At 69.6% G+C, this 18,241-nt stretch carries 19 protein-coding genes; 4 read left to right on the plus strand and 15 right to left on the minus strand.

What is annotated here, in order from left to right; translation table 11 throughout:
• Positions 1–193: 193 nt before the first annotated feature.
• The 5 genes from AACL56_RS15670 to AACL56_RS15690 all read right to left on the minus strand — a co-directional run bounded on the left by AACL56_RS15670 (position 194) and on the right by AACL56_RS15690 (position 4,689).
• Positions 194–391, minus strand: coding sequence for a hypothetical protein (locus AACL56_RS15670; RefSeq protein ID WP_339090729.1), 198 nt, complete (start codon positions 389–391; stop codon positions 194–196).
• A 115-nt stretch (positions 392–506) separates the two neighbouring features.
• Entirely contained in the window at positions 507–1,547 is a 1,041-nt protein-coding gene (gene mgrA, locus AACL56_RS15675; RefSeq protein ID WP_339090730.1) for an L-glyceraldehyde 3-phosphate reductase, read from the minus strand.
• Between the two features lie 187 nt (positions 1,548–1,734).
• A complete protein-coding gene (locus AACL56_RS15680; RefSeq protein ID WP_339090731.1) occupies positions 1,735–2,718 on the minus strand; it encodes an aliphatic sulfonate ABC transporter substrate-binding protein in 984 nt (327 codons plus the stop codon).
• 31 nt (positions 2,719–2,749) lie between these two features.
• The gene (locus tag AACL56_RS15685) at positions 2,750–3,079 is read right to left on the minus strand and encodes a 4Fe-4S dicluster domain-containing protein (protein ID WP_339090732.1); all 330 of its coding nucleotides are present in this window, start codon (positions 3,077–3,079) and stop codon (positions 2,750–2,752) included.
• Positions 3,076–4,689, minus strand: a complete 1,614-nt coding sequence (locus AACL56_RS15690; RefSeq protein ID WP_339090733.1) for an FAD-dependent oxidoreductase — start codon at positions 4,687–4,689, stop codon at positions 3,076–3,078. The genes AACL56_RS15685 and AACL56_RS15690 overlap by 4 nt, the downstream gene beginning before the upstream one ends.
• Before the next feature lie 167 nt (positions 4,690–4,856).
• On the opposite strand from AACL56_RS15690, the gene AACL56_RS15695 reads away from it, so the two are divergent.
• The gene (locus tag AACL56_RS15695; RefSeq protein WP_339090734.1) at positions 4,857–5,282 is read left to right on the plus strand and encodes a GNAT family N-acetyltransferase; all 426 of its coding nucleotides are present in this window, start codon (positions 4,857–4,859) and stop codon (positions 5,280–5,282) included.
• A gap of 25 nt (positions 5,283–5,307) precedes the next feature.
• Here the strand turns inward: AACL56_RS15695 and AACL56_RS15700 are convergent, their stop codons facing one another.
• A complete protein-coding gene (locus AACL56_RS15700) occupies positions 5,308–6,795 on the minus strand; it encodes an MFS transporter (protein WP_339090735.1) in 1,488 nt (495 codons plus the stop codon).
• 97 nt (positions 6,796–6,892) lie between these two features.
• On the opposite strand from AACL56_RS15700, the gene AACL56_RS15705 reads away from it, so the two are divergent.
• Entirely contained in the window at positions 6,893–7,498 is a 606-nt protein-coding gene (locus tag AACL56_RS15705; protein ID WP_339090736.1) for a class I SAM-dependent methyltransferase, read from the plus strand.
• Positions 7,499–7,608: 110 nt separating this feature from the next.
• Positions 7,609–8,016: a VOC family protein gene (locus tag AACL56_RS15710; RefSeq protein WP_339090737.1), complete on the plus strand. Its 408-nt coding sequence runs from the start codon at positions 7,609–7,611 to the stop codon at positions 8,014–8,016.
• A 49-nt stretch (positions 8,017–8,065) separates the two neighbouring features.
• Here AACL56_RS15710 and AACL56_RS15715 read toward each other — a convergent pair whose 3' ends face one another.
• From AACL56_RS15715 to AACL56_RS15725, 3 genes are all read right to left on the minus strand, one after another.
• Positions 8,066–9,298, minus strand: a complete 1,233-nt coding sequence (locus AACL56_RS15715) for an SAM-dependent methyltransferase (protein WP_339090738.1) — start codon at positions 9,296–9,298, stop codon at positions 8,066–8,068.
• 232 nt (positions 9,299–9,530) lie between these two features.
• The gene (locus AACL56_RS15720) at positions 9,531–10,466 is read right to left on the minus strand and encodes a cation diffusion facilitator family transporter (RefSeq protein WP_339090739.1); all 936 of its coding nucleotides are present in this window, start codon (positions 10,464–10,466) and stop codon (positions 9,531–9,533) included.
• A gap of 112 nt (positions 10,467–10,578) precedes the next feature.
• Entirely contained in the window at positions 10,579–11,571 is a 993-nt protein-coding gene (locus tag AACL56_RS15725; protein WP_339090740.1) for an AraC family transcriptional regulator, read from the minus strand.
• Positions 11,572–11,820: 249 nt separating this feature from the next.
• On the opposite strand from AACL56_RS15725, the gene AACL56_RS15730 reads away from it, so the two are divergent.
• Positions 11,821–12,873, plus strand: a complete 1,053-nt coding sequence (locus tag AACL56_RS15730) for an aldo/keto reductase (RefSeq protein ID WP_339090741.1) — start codon at positions 11,821–11,823, stop codon at positions 12,871–12,873.
• Here the strand turns inward: AACL56_RS15730 and bioD are convergent.
• From bioD to AACL56_RS15760, 6 genes are all read right to left on the minus strand, one after another.
• Positions 12,856–13,596: a dethiobiotin synthase gene (gene bioD / locus AACL56_RS15735; protein ID WP_339090742.1), complete on the minus strand. Its 741-nt coding sequence runs from the start codon at positions 13,594–13,596 to the stop codon at positions 12,856–12,858. The genes AACL56_RS15730 and bioD overlap by 18 nt on opposite strands.
• On the minus strand, positions 13,593–14,825 hold the full coding sequence (gene bioF / locus AACL56_RS15740; protein ID WP_339090743.1) for an 8-amino-7-oxononanoate synthase: 1,233 nt from the start codon (positions 14,823–14,825) through the stop codon (positions 13,593–13,595). The genes bioD and bioF overlap by 4 nt, the downstream gene beginning before the upstream one ends.
• The gene (gene bioA, locus AACL56_RS15745) at positions 14,809–16,197 is read right to left on the minus strand and encodes an adenosylmethionine--8-amino-7-oxononanoate transaminase (RefSeq protein WP_339090744.1); all 1,389 of its coding nucleotides are present in this window, start codon (positions 16,195–16,197) and stop codon (positions 14,809–14,811) included. Before bioA ends, bioF begins: the two co-directional genes overlap by 17 nt.
• A gap of 298 nt (positions 16,198–16,495) precedes the next feature.
• Positions 16,496–17,359: an NmrA family NAD(P)-binding protein gene (locus tag AACL56_RS15750; RefSeq protein ID WP_339090745.1), complete on the minus strand. Its 864-nt coding sequence runs from the start codon at positions 17,357–17,359 to the stop codon at positions 16,496–16,498.
• A 14-nt stretch (positions 17,360–17,373) separates the two neighbouring features.
• Positions 17,374–17,685 carry a plasmid stabilization protein gene (locus tag AACL56_RS15755; protein ID WP_339090746.1) on the minus strand — a complete coding sequence of 104 codons (312 nt, stop codon included), beginning with the start codon at positions 17,683–17,685 and terminating at the stop codon, positions 17,374–17,376.
• 133 nt (positions 17,686–17,818) lie between these two features.
• A complete protein-coding gene (locus AACL56_RS15760) occupies positions 17,819–18,241 on the minus strand; it encodes a LysR substrate-binding domain-containing protein (protein ID WP_339092959.1) in 423 nt (140 codons plus the stop codon).

Here is an 18,241-nt window from a genome sequence, read left to right on the forward strand (position 1 = left end):
GGGCCAGGTCCTTCATCGGCTCATCCGCGAAGCAATCGGGAAGGCTTTCGCGATACGCAAAAAAAGCGGGCCCGAAAGCCCGCCTGAAAGGCCAACCATCGGGTCGCCGCAAAAGCGACCCGATGCCGACCCACCTCGAATCGGTGTCAACCTGCTGCTGTTCGCCCTGCCTCTTCCCGGTTTTGTCGGCGGCTCACCACGAATGCGGAAGCAAGGCCAGCACGGCCGCCGCGTGCAGCCTGCGCATGGCGCGCATCGGCACATGGCCGTACGGCGCGCGCCGTGCCACGGCGCGCGGCGAGGCCGGCGGAATGCGCCAGGCCTTGGCCGTCAGATCGAGAACTTGACGCACCTGGGCGGCGGGAGAGACGGGATGGGTACGCAGTGGCATGGCAGGAATCGTTTGAACGCTTCGCCCGATTCTGCGCAGCGCCGCCGCTTTCCCAAAGACGCATTCCAAGTTACCTGATGCGGTTCGCGATGCAGCGGGCATCGCGCGCCGCCGGTCAGGCGAAGTCGGTCGACGGCTTCTCCCAGAGGTTGACGCCGCCTTCCACAGCGTACCTGTCGATCTCCGCCAGTTCCTCGGCGCTCAGCGGTGCATGGGCGAGCGCCGCGACGTTGTCGACGATCTGCTCGGGACGGCTGGCGCCGATGAGCGCGGAGCTCACGCGGGGGTCGCGCAAGGTCCAGGTCAGCGCGAGCTGCGCCAGCGACTGGCCCCGGCGCTGCGCTATCTTGTCGAGCGCGCGGGCGCGTTCGATGTTGGCTTCGGACAGATGCTCCTGCTTGAGCGAACCGCCGCCGGGCCGGTTGATGCGCGCGTCGTCCGGAATGCCCTTCAGGTACTTGTTGGTCAGCAGGCCCTGCGCGAGCGGCGTGAAGGCGATGACCCCCGCGCCGAGTTCGTCGGTGGCGTTCAGCAGGTCCTTCTCGACCCAGCGGTTGAACAGGTTGTACGCCGGCTGGTGGATCAGCAGAGGCACCTTCCACTCGCGCAGCAGCGCGGCCATCTCGCGCGTCTTGCCGGCGGAGTACGACGAGATGCCGATGTACAGTGCCTTGCCCTGCTGCACGGCCTGCGCCAGCGCGGAGGCGGTCTCCTCGAGCGGCGTGTCGGGATCGAAGCGGTGCGAGTAGAAGATGTCGACGTAGTCCAGGCCCAGGCGCTGCAGGCTCTGGTCGAGGCTCGCCAGCACGTACTTGCGCGAGCCGCCGCCCTTGCCGTACGGGCCGGGCCACATGTCCCATCCCGCCTTGCTCGAGATGATGAGCTCGTCGCGGTAGGCCTTGAAGTCCTCGCGCAGCAGGCGTCCGAAGTTGGTCTCGGCGCTGCCGTACGGCGGGCCGTAGTTGTTGGCCAGGTCGAAGTGGTTGATGCCCAGGTCGAAGGCCGTGCGCAGAAGCTGGCGCTGCGTGGCGATGGAGGTGGTGTCACCGAAGTTGTGCCAGAGCCCGAGCGAGATCGCGGGCAGCACGAGCCCGCTGCGGCCGACGCGGCGGTAGGGAATGGCGTCGTAGCGCTTGGAATCGGCGTGGTATGTCATGGATGTGTCTTGTCTCGACGACGGATGAGTGGATGGGAAGAGAGAACGAAAGAATGAATGCGACATTGCGCGCGCGACGGCATGCGGCGCGGCATCGAGGATGCACGCCCCCGCGCGGGGCTGCAAGCCGGGCAGGCATGCCCACGCCGCAAGCGCGTGCATGCCGCGGCACCGGCGCGTCGGGTCTTCAGGCTTCCGCCGCCCGCCACTGCGCGAGCGCGAAGTCGCGGCTCACGAGGTTCTCCGCCAGCAAGAACTTCTTGACCTCGTCGAGCAGCGCCATGCCCTCGGCCGGGTACGCCTCGTCGGAGAACTGCGACAACGGATGCGACACCTTCACCACGTCGAGGGGAAAGCCGCTCACCTCCGAGTGGAAGGCGTAGTAGGCGGCGCTGTCGCGGCGGATCTCCTGCAGGGCGCTGCGGCGCGCACGGGTCCATGCGGCGGGCACGCCGGGCGCGGCAGCGAGCAGCCTGCTCGACGCCACGATCACCGAGGTGCCGCGCAGCGTGGGATGCTGCTCGGCCTGGTCGATGACCGGGTAGCCCCGCGAGGCCAGCAGCGGGCCCACGTCGATCTGCGCCGCAAAGGCCGCGATGGAGCCCTGGTCGAGCGCGGCCTCGCCGTCGCGCGGGAACATGTGGATCACCTTGACCGACTTCTGCAGCCCATGGGCCTTCAGCAGGCCCAGCACGTAGCGGTGCATGTACGAGCCGCGCGCCACGCCGATAGCCTGCCCCTCGAGCGCCTTCACCTCGCGCACGCCGTTGCGCGGCGTGAGCAGCCAGACGTTCATGCCCACCGCATCGAAACCGATGAGCTGGCTCTCGAGGCCGCGCGAGCGCGCCACGATGGCGGGCGTGTCGCCGTAGATGCCGACATCGAGCACGCCCGAGAGGAAGGCCTCGTTGAGGTCCGGGCCGTTGGGAAAGTTGCGCGTGCTCACGTCCTTGAAGCCGAGCGCCGCCAGTTCGCGCTGCAGGTGGCCCTGGCGCAAGGCCCAGCCGGTGGCGTTCGCGGGCTTCTTGCCGGGGCCGATGTAGCCCAGGCGCAGCACCTGGCCGTTGCCCTGGCTGGCGCCCTGGGCGATGGAGAAAGCGGGCAATGCGCTGGCGGCCGCCGCGGCCACGGCGCCGCGCAGCAAACGGCGGCGGCCGGAAAGATCGGACATCGATGAACTCACAGGAAAAAGAAGGAACGGTTCAGTGCGCGCGGCGCAGCAGCTCGAAGCTCGCGTCCGCCGAAGCGGTCGATTGCCGTCCCCTGCCCCAGCCCACGGCGCTGCGGTAGCTGCCCATCAGCGCCCCGGCCGCGGCATCGCGCTCTTCGGCGGTGGCGCCGCGGTCGGCAATGGGTGCGACATAGAGCGCGTCTTCCGGGCAATACAGCTCGCACATGAAGCAGGTCTGGCAATCGTCCTGGCGCGCGATGCGCGGCGCACCGCCCTTCACCGCCTCGAACACGTTGGTCGGGCAGGCATTCACGCAGATGTTGCAGCCGGTGCAGCGTTCGGCGCTGACGACCTCGATCATGCGACCTCCTTCACCGCCTGGCGCTCGACCCAGACCTCGTCGAGCCCGCCGCTGAGCAGCCGGTGCCGCTGCGTCGGGTCGATCGCGCCGTGCTCGCGGCGCCGGTGCATGCCGCGGGTTTCGGTGCGCTGCAAGGCGCTGCGGTACATCCAGCGCGAAGTGGCCAGCATGGCGGCGGCCTCGCGTGCGCGCACCGCCTCGGTGGCCGTGGTGGCCGGTGCACCTGCGCGCAGCCGGGCCCAGAGCGAGTCGAGCCGGCCGAGCGAATCGCGCAGCGCATCGCCCTCGCGGAACCAGTTGCGCTCATAGGGAAAGACTTCGGCCTGCACGGCGCGGACCACCTCCTGCACGTCGAACGACTCGCTGCCGCGCGACGACAGCGCCACGCCGCCCGCGCGCAATGCGGTGCGCCGGGCCTGGGCGCGGGCGTCGCGCCCGAACGCCGCCGCGCCCGCACCGGCCCAGAAGCCCGACGACAGTGCCCATGCCGCGTTGTGGCTGCCGCCGCCGGTGAAGCCGCCGCAGATCAGCTCGCGCGTGGCCGCGTCGCCCGCCGCATAGAGGCCCGGCACCGAGGTCGCGCACGAGTCGTCGACCAGGTGCAGGCCGCCCGTGCCGCGCACCGTGCCTTCGAGCCGCAGCGTCACCGGGAAATGCTGCGTGAAGGGGTCGATGCCCTGCCGGTCGAAGGACACGAAGAAGTTCGGCTGCGCGGTGCGCATCCAGGCGCGGATCTGCGCATCGGCGCGGTCGAGGCAGGCGAACACCGGTTGCGACTGCAGCGTCTGCGCGATCACGCCGCGCCCCTTCGACGAGCCTGCGCCTTCGATCGCCACGCCGTCGGCCGTGTAGAAGGTGGCCCAGTTGTAGAACAGCGACTTGGTGACCGACGAGAACGCCGGTCCCAGCCCGTAGGCATTGGAGAACTCCATGCCCGACAGTGCCGCGCCCACTTCGGCCGCCATCAGCTGGCCGTCGCCGGTGAGCACGTTGCAGCCGAGCGCGCGGCTCAGGAAGGCGCAGCCGCCGGTGGCGATGACCACCGCGCCGGCGCGCACCACCCAGGTGTCGCCGCTCTGCCGGTTGACGCCGGTGGCGCCGCAGACGGTGCCGTGCTCGTCCACCAGCAGTTCGAGCGCCGGGCTGTGGTCGAGGATGCGCGCGCCCGACTCCTTCACGCGCTTGCGCATCAGCCGCATGTACTCCGGGCCCTGCAGCGAGGTGCAGCGCAGCGCGCCCTGGTCGTCGGCCGGAAACGGATAGCCCCAGTCCTTCAGGCGCTCGACGTTGTCCCAGGTCTGCGCCAGCACCCGGTCCATCCACGCATGCTCGGCCAGCTGGCCGCCCATGTTGAAGCGGCTGGCCTTGGCTTCCTCGCGCGCCGTGCCTTCGGGCGGCACATGCCACAGGCCCGTGCCCGAAGGCGCCGTGGCGCCGGAGGTGCCGCAGAACCCCTTGTCGGCCAGCACCACCCGCGCGCCCTGCGCCGCAGCGCTCACCGCGGCCCATGCCCCGGCCGGGCCTCCGCCGATCACCAGCACGTCCGCCTGGTGCTGCACCTTGCCTTCGGCACCTGACAGCAGCTGCCCTTCGAAATCTCTTGCGCCCATGGTCGCTCGCCCCGCAATGCAAAGAGGGTGACCGTATCAACGCATGGCGCGGCGCACAAAGAAGGAAAGCGCGCAACGATATGCATGCGCTGCGAATCGGGCGGCGGCAGCGCCGCATGCGGGCAGAATGCCGCCTCCGCGCAACGCTCGACCATGCAAGGGCCGCCATGCACATCACGATCTCCACCCCGACCGACGAGCAGGTCCGCACCGGCGCGCTCGGCCGCAGGCTGCGCCTCTACAACCACAGCTTCGTCGGCGAGTACCCCGAGCAGCAGTACATCCGCCTCGACGCACGGGACGGCAACGGCCGGCTGCTCGGCGGGCTACGCGGCTTCGTGTTCCTCTACTGGCTCAATGTCGAGGTGCTGTTCGTCGAGGAGGATGCGCGCGGCGCAGGCCTGGGAAGCCGGCTTCTCGCCGAGGCCGAACGCCAGGCCGTGGCGCTGGGTGCGAAGAACGCGAAGCTCGACACCTTCGAGTGGCAAGCGCGCGAGTTCTACGCCAGGCACGGCTACGAGGTGTACGCCCGCATCGACGACTACGCGCCGGGTTACTGGCTGGCGTACATGAAGAAGACGCTGGCGCGCTGAGGCAGCGCCCGGACGGCTGCTTCAGCTACTTCGCGGCCGGCTTCCCCGCGCCGATCGCATGGCTCTCCAGCCCTTCCTTGGGCAGCAGCAGTGCGAGCGCGACCACGCCGAGGCTCACGACCAGCATGGTCACGAAGGTCAGGTGCAGCGAGCCGCCCAGCGCCATGCGGATGCCCGCGTCGGTCGCGGCCGAGCCGTGCGAGCCCTGCAGCAGCAGGCGCAGCTGGTCGTCGGTGAAGGCCATGGCGCCGTCGCCGCGCGTCAGGCCGAAGTTGAAGACGGCGCCGAAGAAGGTCGCGCCCAGCGCGCTGCCGAGGTTGCGCGAGAACACGTTCGACGCGGTGGCCACGCCACGTTGTGCCACGTCGACCGCTTCCTGGATGAGGATCAGCGACGCCAGGCTCATCACGCCCATGCCGAGGCCCATGACGAAGGAGCCGACGCCTGCCAGCGCCGGCGTGCTCTGCGACGACAGCAGCGCGAACGCCGCCGTGCCCAGCGGAATGAGCGCGCCGCCGATGAGCACCATGCGCCACAGGCCCACCCGATGGAAGGTGCGCGACGTGAGCGTCGCGCCGATCGGCCAGCCCAGCATCACCATGGTGAGCGTGAGCCCGGCCGTGACCGACGAACGCTGCAGCACCACCTGCACGTACATCGGCAGGAAGGTGGTGATGCCGATGAGCACCATGCCGCCCAGCATCGCCGCGCCGTTCACGGTCGCGATGATGCGCGCGCCCCACAGCCGCAGCGACACCATCGGGTCGGCGGCGCGGCGCTCCTGCAGCACGAACAGCACCAGCGTGACGGCGAACACGGCCGTCCACAGCGCCGCGCTGCCGGTATTGCCGATGCCGAAGTCTGTCAGCGCGATCATCAGTGCCGCGATGCCGACGGTGAACAGCACCGCGCCGACGATGTCGATGGACGAGCGCCGCACCGTCGGCGCCTCGTGCAGGTAGAGCCAGAAGCCCGCCGCGGCCGCCAGCCCGATGGGCACGTTCATCCAGAAGATCCAGCCCCACGACAGCTTCTGCACGATGAGCGCACCGATCATCGGCCCGACCACGGCCGAGATGGCCCACACGCTGGCCAGGTAGCCCTGCACCTTGCCGCGTTCGCGTGCCGGATACAGGTCGCCCACGATGGTGAGCGCCACAGGCTGGATGGCACCCGCGCCGATGCCCTGGATCAGCCGGAAGCAGATCATGGCCGGCATCGACCAGGAGAAGCCCGCCAGCACGGAGCCGGCGAGGAAGATGGCGATGCCCGCGAACATGACGGGCTTGCGTCCGTACAGGTCGGAGAGCTTGCCGAACACCACGGTCATCGCGGTCTGCGCCAGCAGGAAGGACGCGAAGACCCAGCTGTACAGGTGCAGCCCCCCGAGTTCGGAGGCGATCTGCGGCATCACGGTGGAGACGATGGTCGCTTCGATGGCCACCATGGCCATGGAGGCCATGATCGAGGCGATGACCAGCGGGCGGCTTGTTGTCTTTGTCGAGGGGGTCATGTGCGCGCGATGCTAAAGAGGGAGGCCCGCCCCTGTCCTGTGCTCAAGCTCTCGCCGGTGCAACCGGCGCCACCGTCGCGGCGCTACAGTCGCCCGCATGACCCCATCAGGAACCGAGGGCTACGCCGAGAAGGCGGGCCGCCTGGTCAAACGCTACGAGGCGCTGTCGTTCGAGGAAAAGCACGCGCCGGTGCTGCACCTGCTGCCGGCCGCGCCCGCCTCCATCGCCGACATCGGCGCCGGCACGGGCGCCGATGCCGCATGGCTCGCGTCGCGCGGGCACCGCGTGGTTGCGGTCGAGCCGACCGCGCCGCTGCGCGAAGCAGGCATGGCACTGCATGCCGCGCAGCCCATCGAATGGATCGACGACAGCCTGCCGGCGCTCGCTTGGCTGCACGGGCGCGAAGCGGCATTCGATGCCGTGCTTCTCACTGCCGTGTGGATGCATCTGGATGCGGCGCAGCGCCGTCGGGCCATGGCAGCGGTGGCCGCCCTGCTGGCGCCGGGCGGACTGCTGCTGATGTCGCTGCGCCACGGGCCGGTGCCTGCCGGACGGCGCATGTTCGACGTGACCGCGCAGGAGACCATCGCGCTGGCACGCGAACACGGCCTGCGCGCCGTTTTCGAGGCGCGCAACGCGTCGCTGCAACCCGAGAACATCGCCGCCGGCGTCGCGTGGACACGGCTGGCCTTCCGGGCCTGAGCCTCCTGCGCATGCGGCGCAGGCGTAGGCGCATTCCGCCATCACGACGAGCGCCGGGCCGTGCCCGCACGCACCATGGCGGCCGGACATGCCCCCCGAAAGGAGTCAGCATGTTCGGCCGCATCGGATACCGCGTGCGCGACCTGCCGACGGCGCGCCGCTTCGACGAGGCCGCGGCGGCCGCGCTGGGCCTGCAGGTCATCGACAACAGCGAGACCTCGTTCCTTGTCATCCGCAGCACCGAGGCGCGCCTGCCCTTCGTCTGGATCGGCACCGAGCAGCCGGCGTTCTGGTCCGCGCGGCACCAGGTGTCGGCCAGCCCGATCCATGTGGCGTTCGCCGCGAAGAGCCGGGCCGAAGTCGACGCGTTCCACAAGGCGGTGCTGGCCGCGGGCGGCACCGACAACGGCAAGCCGGGTCCGCGCGGACCGGCCGCCGCGCACTGCTACACCGCCTTCGCGCCCGACCCCGACGGCAACAACATCGAAGCCGGCGTGCGCGAGGCGCCCGCCGCCTGAAACGCCGGGCCGGCGCTCAGGCCGCACCAAGGCCGCACTAAGACCGCATTCAGGCCGCGCTCAGCGCGGAGGTGCCGTCGTAGATGTAGCGGCGCGACCACGGCAGCGTCTTCGCCGCTCGTCCTGCCTTGCGCCCGACGATCTGGTAGATCGCCACGTCGTCGTTCTCGAAGGCATAGGCGCAGCCGGCGAGGTACACGCGCCAGATGCGGAACTTCTCCTCGTCCACCAGCGTGCGCAGCTTCGCGCTGTTGGCCTCGTAGGCGTCGCTCCAGCAGCACAGCGTCTGCGCATAGTGGCGGCGCAGGTTCTCGACGTCGAACGCTTCCAGGCCGCCCTGCTGCATCGCCTGCAGCGCCAGGCTGATGTGCGGCAATTCGCCATTGGGGAAGACGTAGCGGTCGATGAAGTCGCCGCCGCCATAGGACACGCCGCCGCCCTCGGGGTCGGACGAGGTGATGCCGTGGTTCATGACCACGCCGTCGTCGGCCAGCAGTTGCTGCACGCGCCTGAAGTACTCCGGCAGGTTCTTGCGGCCCACGTGCTCGAACATGCCGACACTGGTGATGCGGTCGAACTGCCCGCTCACGTCGCGATAGTCCTGCAGGCGGATCTCGATGCGGTCTTCGAGGCCGGCGGCGCGCACGCGCTCGGTGGCCAGGTCGAACTGGTTCTGCGACAGCGTCACGCCGACGCAGCGTGCGCCGAACTTCTGCGCGGCACGGATCACCAGCGCCCCCCATCCGCAGCCGATGTCCAGCAGCGTCTGCCCCGGCCGGAGTTCGATCTTGGTGAGGATGTGGTCGATCTTCTTGAGTTGCGCGGTGGCGAGGTCTTCGTCGCCGTTCTCGAAGTAGGCACACGAGTACACCATGTTCGTGTCGAGAAAGAGCTGGTAGAACTCGTTCGACACGTCGTAGTGGTACTGGATGGATTTCTTGTCCGAGGACCTGGTGTGCGTGAAGTAGCGCGCCATGTTCTGCAGCGCGCCGCCCGGCTTGTCGATGGATGTCTTCGCGAGCCCGTAGGCGATGTCGATCACGTCGGTGAGCTTGCCCTCGATGTCGATCTTGCTCTTGACGTAGGCCTCGCCGAGGTTGTCGAGCGTGGGCTGCAGCATCAGCGACAGCGCCGCGGGCGACTTGACGTGCAGCGTGACCGAGGGTCCGCTGAAGTCGCCGAAGTCATAGGACTTGCCGTCCCACAAGGTGAGCCGCGCTGGCAGGTTCGCACGAGCGCGCACACCGGCGCTCCATTGCGCCAGCTTGTTTTCCCAAAGCATGCTTACTCCGTATGTTGTCCGTGTAGTCGGGGTTCTCCCGCCATCCATGGCTTGGTGCCTGGGGTGGCGGGGCGTGCTGCAGCGGACAAAACAATAGCGAGATTTTGTAAAACCTGCATGGTCGTGTCGACGCAAGAAATCGCGGAAAGTGCTAGGACGTGTGCACTAAATTCTTCGCACACGTTGCGCACCTCGCGCATCTCGCGCACTCCGCGGCTTGCCGCGCACCGGACTACCTCCTCGCAACGTGCGCCGCCACATCGACGGCGGGCGCGTCGCTGGCCTCGATGAACAGGCGCTTGATCATCGGGAAGCGTGCGCGGACCTGCTTCTCGATGGCGGCGATGGCCTCGGCGGCCTCGCCGGTGTCTGTGTCGTCATGGAAGTTGACGTCCACCACCACCAGCACGTTGTCGGGGCCGACGTACATCGACAGCACATGGCCGACCTCTTCCACGCTGGGCTGCGCCATCGCCAGCTCGCGGATCGCGCGCGCCGTCTCGGGGCGGATGCCTTCGCCGATCAGGAGGCCGCGCGCCTGGCGTATCAGCAGCACGGCCACCCCTGCCAGCAGCAGCCCGATGACCACGGAAGCGGCCCCGTCGAGTTCGGGCATCTCCAGCCGGTGGCTGAAGTAGATGCCGAGCCCGGCCACCACGAGGCCCGCCAGCGCCGCCGAGTCTTCGGCGAGCACGGTGTAGGTGGTCGGGTCCTTGCTGTGGTCCAGCGCCTCCCAGAACGGCATGTCGCCGGCCTGCGCGAGGAACTGGCGCAGCGCGATGACGAAGCTCGCGCCCTCGAACAGCGCGGCGGCCGCGAGCACGACGTAGTTCCATGTCGGGTCGCGCATCGGCTCGGGGTGGCGGATGTGCTGCACGCCCTCGAAGAACGACACGCCGCCGCCGAGACCGAAGATCAGCACCGCGACGATCAGGCTCCAGAAATACAGCTCCTTGCCGTGGCCGAACGGATGTTCCGCGCTTGGCGGCCGCTTGCTCAGGCGGATGCCCACCAGCAGCAGCACGCCGTTGAAGGTATCGACTGCCGAGTGGATGCCCTCGGACAGCATCGCGGAGCTGCCCGTGATGCCGCCCACGATGAACTTGGTGATGGCGATGGCGACATTGGCGCCGATCGCACCGTAGATGGCGACTCTGGATTCGGCCATGGCTGTGGAATGGGGGAAACATGCAGTCTCGCCAGTCCACGGCCGCGCGCCGCCGGACGCGTGCGCGATCCCTTGCAGGACGCGCGCGCACGCCGGCGGCAAGGGTGAAGCGCTACGCGGCTTCCATCGACGCGGCACCGAGCGCGTCGTTGCCGGCCTCGCCGAGCCAGCGGCGCTTGTCGCGAAGCGGCGGCGCACCGAACATGCGGCCGTACTCGCGCGCGAACTGCGACGGGCTTTCGTAGCCCACGCTGTGCGCGGCCGAGGCCACGTCGGCGCCGGCAATCAGCATCTGCCGGCGCGCCTCCTGCAGCCGCAGCTGCTTCTGGTACTGCAGCGGGCTCATCGCCGTCACCGCCTTGAAATGGTGGTGGAACGAAGACACGCTCATGTGCACCGCGCGCGCCATGTCCTCCACCCGCAGCGACTGCGCGTAGTTCACGCGCAGCGCGCTGATGGCCTTGGCGATGCGCTGGGTGTGGCTGTCCTGCAGCGCGATCTGGCGCAGGCGTGCGCCCTCGCCGTTGACCAGCAGGCGGTACATGATCTCGCGCTTGATGAGCGGCGCCATGATCGGCACGTCTTCCGGCGTGTCGAGCAGCCGCAGCAGGCGCAGCACCGGCTCCAGCACCGGCATGGCGATCCGGTTGACATACATGCCGCGCGAGGCCGGCGCGTTGGCCTTGGCAGGCAGCTTTTCGTCGCCGATGAGTTCGCCGATCTCGTCCACGGCCAGTTCCAGGCGCACGCCGAGGTACGGCTCGCTCTCGCTGGTCACGCAGACCTGGCCGCACACCGGCAGGTCGACCGAGGTCACCAGGTAGTGCATCGGGTCGTACACGTAGATGTCGTCGCCCACGATGATCCGCTTGGAACCCTGGGCGATCAGGCCCAGCGCCGGCGTGGCGAAAGCGTGCTTGGGGCCGTCCGGCTTGCTGATGCAGTGCACCTGCAGACCGGGCACGGCGGTGATGACGGTGCCGTCCTGGCCGCCGGTGATGTGCTCGATCAGCGCCACCAGTTCCTTGCGGGCGTCGTCGAGTTCGGGGTCCAGCGGCATCGGCTGGGCAATCACTGCGGCAATTTCGGGTGTTTCGTCGGACATGTTCTGGCCCTTGTCACGATGGATTCACGATGAAGGCGGCGCCCGCAGGCAGCCACCCTGGAGGAATGAGCGGTTTGCAGCTTAGCGCCGCTCCCCCGGATCTGCACGCCCGCCGCGGGAGGTCTGGAGAAATAGGCAAGACCTTTGCAGGAACGCGCTCGCCACGCGGCACAGGCCGGCGGGATACTTTTTGGCGTCGCCCGGGGCTTGTCGGCCTGCCGGGGCGCCTCCAAGCAAAGGAACTCCTTCATGCAATACCGCAAATTCGGCCGCACCGGCCTCCTGGTTTCCGAACTGTGCCTCGGCACGATGACCTTCGGCGGCTCCTCCGGCATCTGGGGCCAGATCGGCAACCTGCAGCAGTCCGAAGCCGAAGGGCTGATCGGCAAGGCGATGGACGCCGGCATCAACTTCATCGACACGGCCGACGTGTACTCCGAGGGCCAGTCCGAGGTCATCACGGGCCAGGCGCTGAAGAACCTCAAGGTGCCGCGCGACAGCTTCGTGCTGGCCACCAAGGTGCTGGGCGAAACCGGCAGCAAGGGCGTGAACTCGGCCGGCGCCTCGCGCTTCCACATCATGGACGGCGTGAAGGCCAGCCTGCAGCGCCTGCAGCTCGACCACATCGACCTCTACCAGATCCACGGCTTCGACCCGCTCACGCCCATCGAGGAAACCGTGCATGCGCTCGACACGCTGGTGCGCCACGGCCACGTGCGCTACGTGGGCGTGTCGAACTGGGCGGCGTGGCAGATCGCCAAGGCGCTGGGCATCGCCGAGCGCGACCGGCTGGCGCGCTTCGAGTCGCTGCAGGCCTACTACACCATCGCCGGGCGCGACCTGGAGCGCGAGCTCGCACCCATGCTGCGCAGCGAGAACGTCGGCCTGATGGTGTGGAGCCCGCTGGCGGGCGGCCTCCTGAGTGGCAAGTTCGACCGCAACACCGAAGCCGAGAAGGGAACCCGCCGCGCCACCTTCGACTTTCCGCCGGTGAACCGCGACCGCGCCTACGACTGCATCGATGCGATGCGCGAGATTGCCGAGGCGCGCAAGGTGTCGGTCGCGCAGATCGCGCTGGCCTGGCTGCTGCACCAGCCGGTGGTGACGAGCGTGATCATCGGCGCCAAGCGCGCCGAGCAGCTCGACGACAACATCGCGGCCACCGCGATCAAGCTCACGGCCGACGAGCTGGCAACGCTCGACAAGGTGAGCGCGCTGCCGTCGGAATACCCCGGCTGGATGCTCGAGCGCCAGGGCGGCACGCGGGCGAAGCGGCTGGCGGATTCAGCCCAGCGCGGCTGACGCTTCCCGAGCCAGGGCGCGGCGCGCGGCCTGGGCCGCCGTCGCGCGCAGCGCGCGCAGGTCGATATGGCGTGCCGCCTGCGCGGCATCGGGCTGCGGCAGGTGCGGCACCACGCCCAGCAGCGGTGCACCGAGGCGCGCGCGCAGTGTCTGCAGGTTGGCCTGCGGCGCGAGCATCGACGGATCGACCATGCTCGCCACCCACCCCGCGAGCACCAGCCCGCGGGCACGGATGGCCTCCGCGCTCAGCAGCGCGTGGTTGAGGCAACCCAGCCGCAGCCCCACGACCAGCACCACCGGCAGGCCCAGCGCCACGGCGAGGTCGGCGCTGTCGAAGTCGTCGCAGAACGGCACGCAGAAGCCGCCCACGCCCTCGACCACCACCGCGTCGGCGCGCGTGGCGAGCGCGTCGAAGGCCGAGCGGATCCGTGCCAGGGCGATGCGCACGCCCTCCTCCCGGGCCGCCAGGTGCGGCGACATCGGCGCACGCAGCAGGTACGGGCAGCGCAGCGCGAGCGGTGCGTCGACATTGCCGGCCGCCTGCAGGCGATCGACGTCCTCGTTGCGCCATTGGCCTCCGGCCTCCTCCAGGCCCGCAGCCACCGGCTTCATGCCGACCGCGCGAAGGCCCGAGCCCGCCAGCAGGCTCAGCATGGCGCTGCTGACGAGCGTCTTGCCGATGCCGGTGTCGGTGCCCGTCACGAACCAGTGCCGGCGCGTCATGCGGCCTCCATCACCGGGTGGGCAAGCGCCTCGCCCACCGCATCGACCAGCCGTGCCACGTCGGACTCGGTGTGGCTGGCGGACAGCGCGATGCGCAGCCGCGCCGTGCCCTCGGGCACGGTCGGCGGGCGGATCGCGCCGACGCGCAGGCCGCGTGCGTCGAGCTGCGCCATGACGCGCATGGCACGCGCGTTGTCGCCCACGATGAGCGGCTGGATCGCGGTGGGCGACGTCGCCAGCCAGGCACTGCCGTCCGCCGGCAGCACGGCGTGCAGGCCATTGCGCAACTGCGCGATGCGCGCCTGCAGCAGCGCACGCCGGTGCGCGCCCTCCTCGCCCTCGATGAGTGCAAGGCTCGCCAGCAGCGCATGCGCCACCGCGGGCGGTGCGGCCGTGGTGAAGATGTAGGGCCTCGCGCGCTGCACCAGGTAATCGACCACGGCGCGGTGCGCCGCTACGAACGCCCCCGCCACGCCCGCCGCCTTGCCCAGCGTGCCCACCAGCACCACGCGCTCGGACCGCAACCCCAGAGCCTCGAGCACGCCTCGCCCGGTGGCGCCGAGCACACCGAAGCCGTGCGCATCGTCGATCACCAGCCACGCGTCGTGGCGCTCGGCCAGCGCGAGCAGCGCGGCCACGGGCGCGATATGACCGTCCATGCTGAAGACGGCGTCGCTCACGATCAGCTTCACCGGCGCATCGCAGGCGGCCAGCTGCGCGTCGAGCGCGGCGATGTCGCAGTGCGGATAGCGCTCGACCCGCGCGCGGGCCAGCCGCGCGCCGTCGATCAGCGAGGCGTGGTTGAGCGCCTCCGAGAAGATCACGGCCTCGGCGCCGCCCAGCGCGGAAAGCACCGCGAGGTTGGCCATGTAGCCGGTGCAGAAGAACAGTGCCTGCGCTTGCGGAATGAACGGGGCCATCCAGCCGGCGAGCCGCTCCTCGAGCTGCGCGTGCGCGCGCGAATGGCCGAGGATGAGGTGCGAGCCGCCGCTGCCCGTGCCGTACAGCGCGGCGCCCTCGGCCCAGGCCGCGGCCAATGCGGGGTGCGCGGCCAGGCCCAGGTAGTCGTTGCTGCTGAAGCCCAGCATGGCGCGCGGCGCCGGTGCACCCGCGAGCGTCAGCACCTGCCTCGGCGCGCAGGCGGTTTCGGCGACCTGCCGGCGGCGCCGCAGCGACTGCGCGTCGAGCGCGGCGATCTCGTCGTGCAGGCGGTCAAGCAAGCGCGGCATCGCGGGCTCCTTCATTCGGACGGTTGGCCATGGCGGCATCGAGCGCGGCGAGCGTGCCGTCGACGAGCCGGTCGATGTCGTCGTCGTCGATCGCATACGGCGGCATCAGGTACACGGTGTTGCCGATGGGCCGCATCAGCAGGCCGTGCGCACGCGCTGCCATGTGGAAGCGCTCGGCGAAGCGCGCGCCGGGGGCGCGCACGTCGAAGGCGGCGATCATTCCGCGCTGCCTCGGGTGCTCGACATCCTGGCCTTCGAGTGCGTCTAGCAGACGGTGCTGCAGCCTTTGCGCGCGGCCACGGTTGCGCGCCAGCACGTCTTCGCTGTCGAACAGGTCCAGCGTGGCGAGTGCGGCGCGACAGGCCAGCGCGTTGCCGGTGTACGAATGCGAATGCAGGAAGCTGCGCGCCGCATCGTCGTCGACGAACGCCTGGTGGATGGCGTCGCGCGCCATCACCAGCGCCAGCGGCAGGTAGCCGCCGCTGATGCCCTTCGACAGGCAGAGGAAGTCGGGCCAGATACCGGCCTGCTCGCTCGCGAAGAAGCTCCCGGTGCGCCCGCAGCCCACCGCGATCTCGTCGGCGATGAGGTGCACGCCGTGGCGGTCGCACGCGTCGCGCACGCGGCGCAGGTAGACCGGGTCGTGCATCGCCATGCCCGCGGCGCACTGCACCAGCGGTTCGACGATCACGGCGGCGATGGTGTCGTGCTGCGCGGCCAGCAGCGCGTCGAGCTCGTCGGCCGCGCGGTGCGCCACGGCCGCCGCGTCTTCGCCGGGCCGGGCGCGGCGTGCGTCGGGTGAAGCGACGAGGTGCGCGTTCGCGAGCAGCGGCGCATAGGCGTCGCGGAACACCGGTACATCGGTCACGTGCAGGGCGCCGAGTGTCTCGCCGTGGTAGCCCTGCCGCAGCGCCACGAAGCGCCGCTTGCGGGCATGGCCTGCATTGCGCCAGGCGTGGAAGCTCATCTTCAGTGCGATCTCCACGGCCGAGGCGCCGTCCGACGCATAGAAGCAATGGCCGAGCGCATGCCCCGTGCGCGCGGACAGCCGCTCGGCCAGTTCGACGGCCGGCGCGTGCGTGCAGCCGGCGAGCATCACGTGCGAGAACCGGTCGAGCTGGTCTTTCAGAGCCGCATTGAGCGCGGGGTGCGCGTGCCCGAAGAGGTTGACCCACCACGAGCTGGTGGCGTCCATGTAGCGGCGGCCTTCGGCGTCGAAGAGCCACACGCCCTCGCCGCGCGCGATCGGAAGCGGCGGCACGGCCTCGAGGCGGATGCTCTGCGTGCAGGGATGCCAGACGTGGCGTCGGCTGCGTCGTTGCCAGCTTGCGTTGGCGTTCTTTTCAAGTGAGGGGTCGATGGTCGAGGGCACCCGCGCAGTCCTTTTCATGAGGCAAGGCGCGGGATCGTATCGATGCGTACACAGTGCGGCAAACGCCCGGACCGCGCGTGAAATGAAGGCAGGTTGCCCGACCTTTCCCGGCGTACAAGGCACGTTCGGCACAACGTCGCCGAACAAGCCGCCAACCTGCGATTACGTGCTCATGGCGTGAAAACGCAAGTTGTCCGGCTGGCATCAGAAACAGGTCACGAATGTCCGGTTCTCGCGATGTTGCCGATGACTCGCTGCTTTTCGGACATCGCAGGTGGCCGGTTTCAACGACCCGCATTCACGGCGTGCTCTTCCTCACGAGCGCGGTGATGTACTCGCGCAGCGAGATTGCGCCGCGCTCCGGGCGCTCCGGCTCCTGCCTGGCCTCGAGCGTGAGCCGCGTCATCTCCGCGAACGACTGCGCCGCCACTTCGGAGAATCCCTGCGCCCTGAACGCCTGCACCCACCGTGCCTGCGGCGTCACCACCACTTCGACCGGCCGCGCCAGCGCTTCCGAGAAGGCCTTCGCCACGTCGGCGGCGGAGTAGCGCTCGGGCCCTTCGACGTAATGCGGCCCCGAGGGCGCGGGCGACCCGAGCATCAGCTTTGCGGCGAACTGCCCCAGGTCGTGCGGCGCCACCATCGGCAGCGCGAAATCGGCGGGGAACATGGTGTGCAGCTGGCCTTCCTCGCGTGCGGTCTTCAGCGAGGCATCCCAGTTGCTCATGTAGTAGGCCCCACGGATGATGTCGAGCGGAACCGGGCCGGCGGCCAGCGCCTGCTCCATCTCGTACAGCACACCCAGGTCGCCGATGCCGTCGCCGGGCTGCGCGCCGTAGGTCGATTCCGCCACGATCTTCTCGAGCTTGCAGCCTTCGAGGGCCGACACGATCGCCCGCAGGCTGCGGCGCTCCACGGCGTCCCTGTCGGTCGACGGATCGGCCGGCGGGTTCAGCACGAAGACGCGCTTTCCGCCCATGAAGACGCGGTGCAGCGCGGCGGTATCGAGCAGGTCGACCACCGCCACGCGCGCGCCCTTCGTCTGCAGCGCTTCGGTCCGGTGCGCGTCGCGGGTCACCACGGTCACCGGTTCGTTGTGCGCGAGCAAGGCTTGCGCCAGCGCCGAGCCCACATGGCCGGTCGCTCCCAGGATGATGTGCATGGCGGCCTCCCGGCTCAGCCGCGCTTCTCTGCGTTGCGCTTACGCGTGGCCGCGCCCTTTTTCGCGGAGGCCGAGCGCTCGGCTGCGGTGCGGCCCGCAGCCGCGGCGCCACCGATGCGTCCGCCCTTGCGGGCAGGCGCATGGTTCTCCGGCTTGCCTCGGCCCGCGCCCGACTTCTTGCCGCCACCGGTCTCGGCGTTCAGCGTGGCCCAGGCGCGGCGTTCGGCCTCGCCCTTGCCCACGCCGCGGTGCTCGTAGCCTTCTTCGATGTGCTCGGCCTGTCGCTTCTGCTTGTCCGTATAGGACGACTTGTCGCCTCTTGGCATGGCATGGCTCCTTTGCTTTCCTGCACGGCAGGTGCAGGTTGTGGAGCCTTCATGCTGTTCGCGCGAGGCGCACCGCGGGTAAGAAGACGCACGCGCTGCGCGTCAGCCGTGTCCGTCGTCTGTCAAGGGCGCGTCAGCAGGCCGCCTTCATGCGGCGCAGGTGCGCCAGCATCTCCGCGCGGACGACCGTCGTGATGTGGCTGCGGCGACCGTTCTCCAGCATGCCCACGCGGCGCGCCACCGGGCGGCCGGGCATCTGCAGGATGCACAGCGAGGGGTCGCTTTCCCAGTTGAAGTTCTTCAGCAGCGGCGCCACGGTGAAGCCCACGTTCTTGCGCACCGGCTCCGCGATCGCCAGCAGCGAGTTGAGGTCGAGGAACTCCTTCGGCACCAGCTGCAGGCGCCGCAGGATGCGGTCGATGCGCGCGCCGGTCGGCGTCCGGCGATCGAAGCGGATGAAGGGCTGCGTGGCGAACAGGCTCGCAATGGGGTGTCGGGCGATGCGACGCCGGAGTTCGCGATGACGGTCAGCGCCTCGTCGTAGCACGGCGTCCAC

It is taken from the genome of Variovorax paradoxus (genome assembly GCF_902712855.1).
Lineage (GTDB): Bacteria > Pseudomonadota > Gammaproteobacteria > Burkholderiales > Burkholderiaceae_C > Variovorax > Variovorax paradoxus_Q.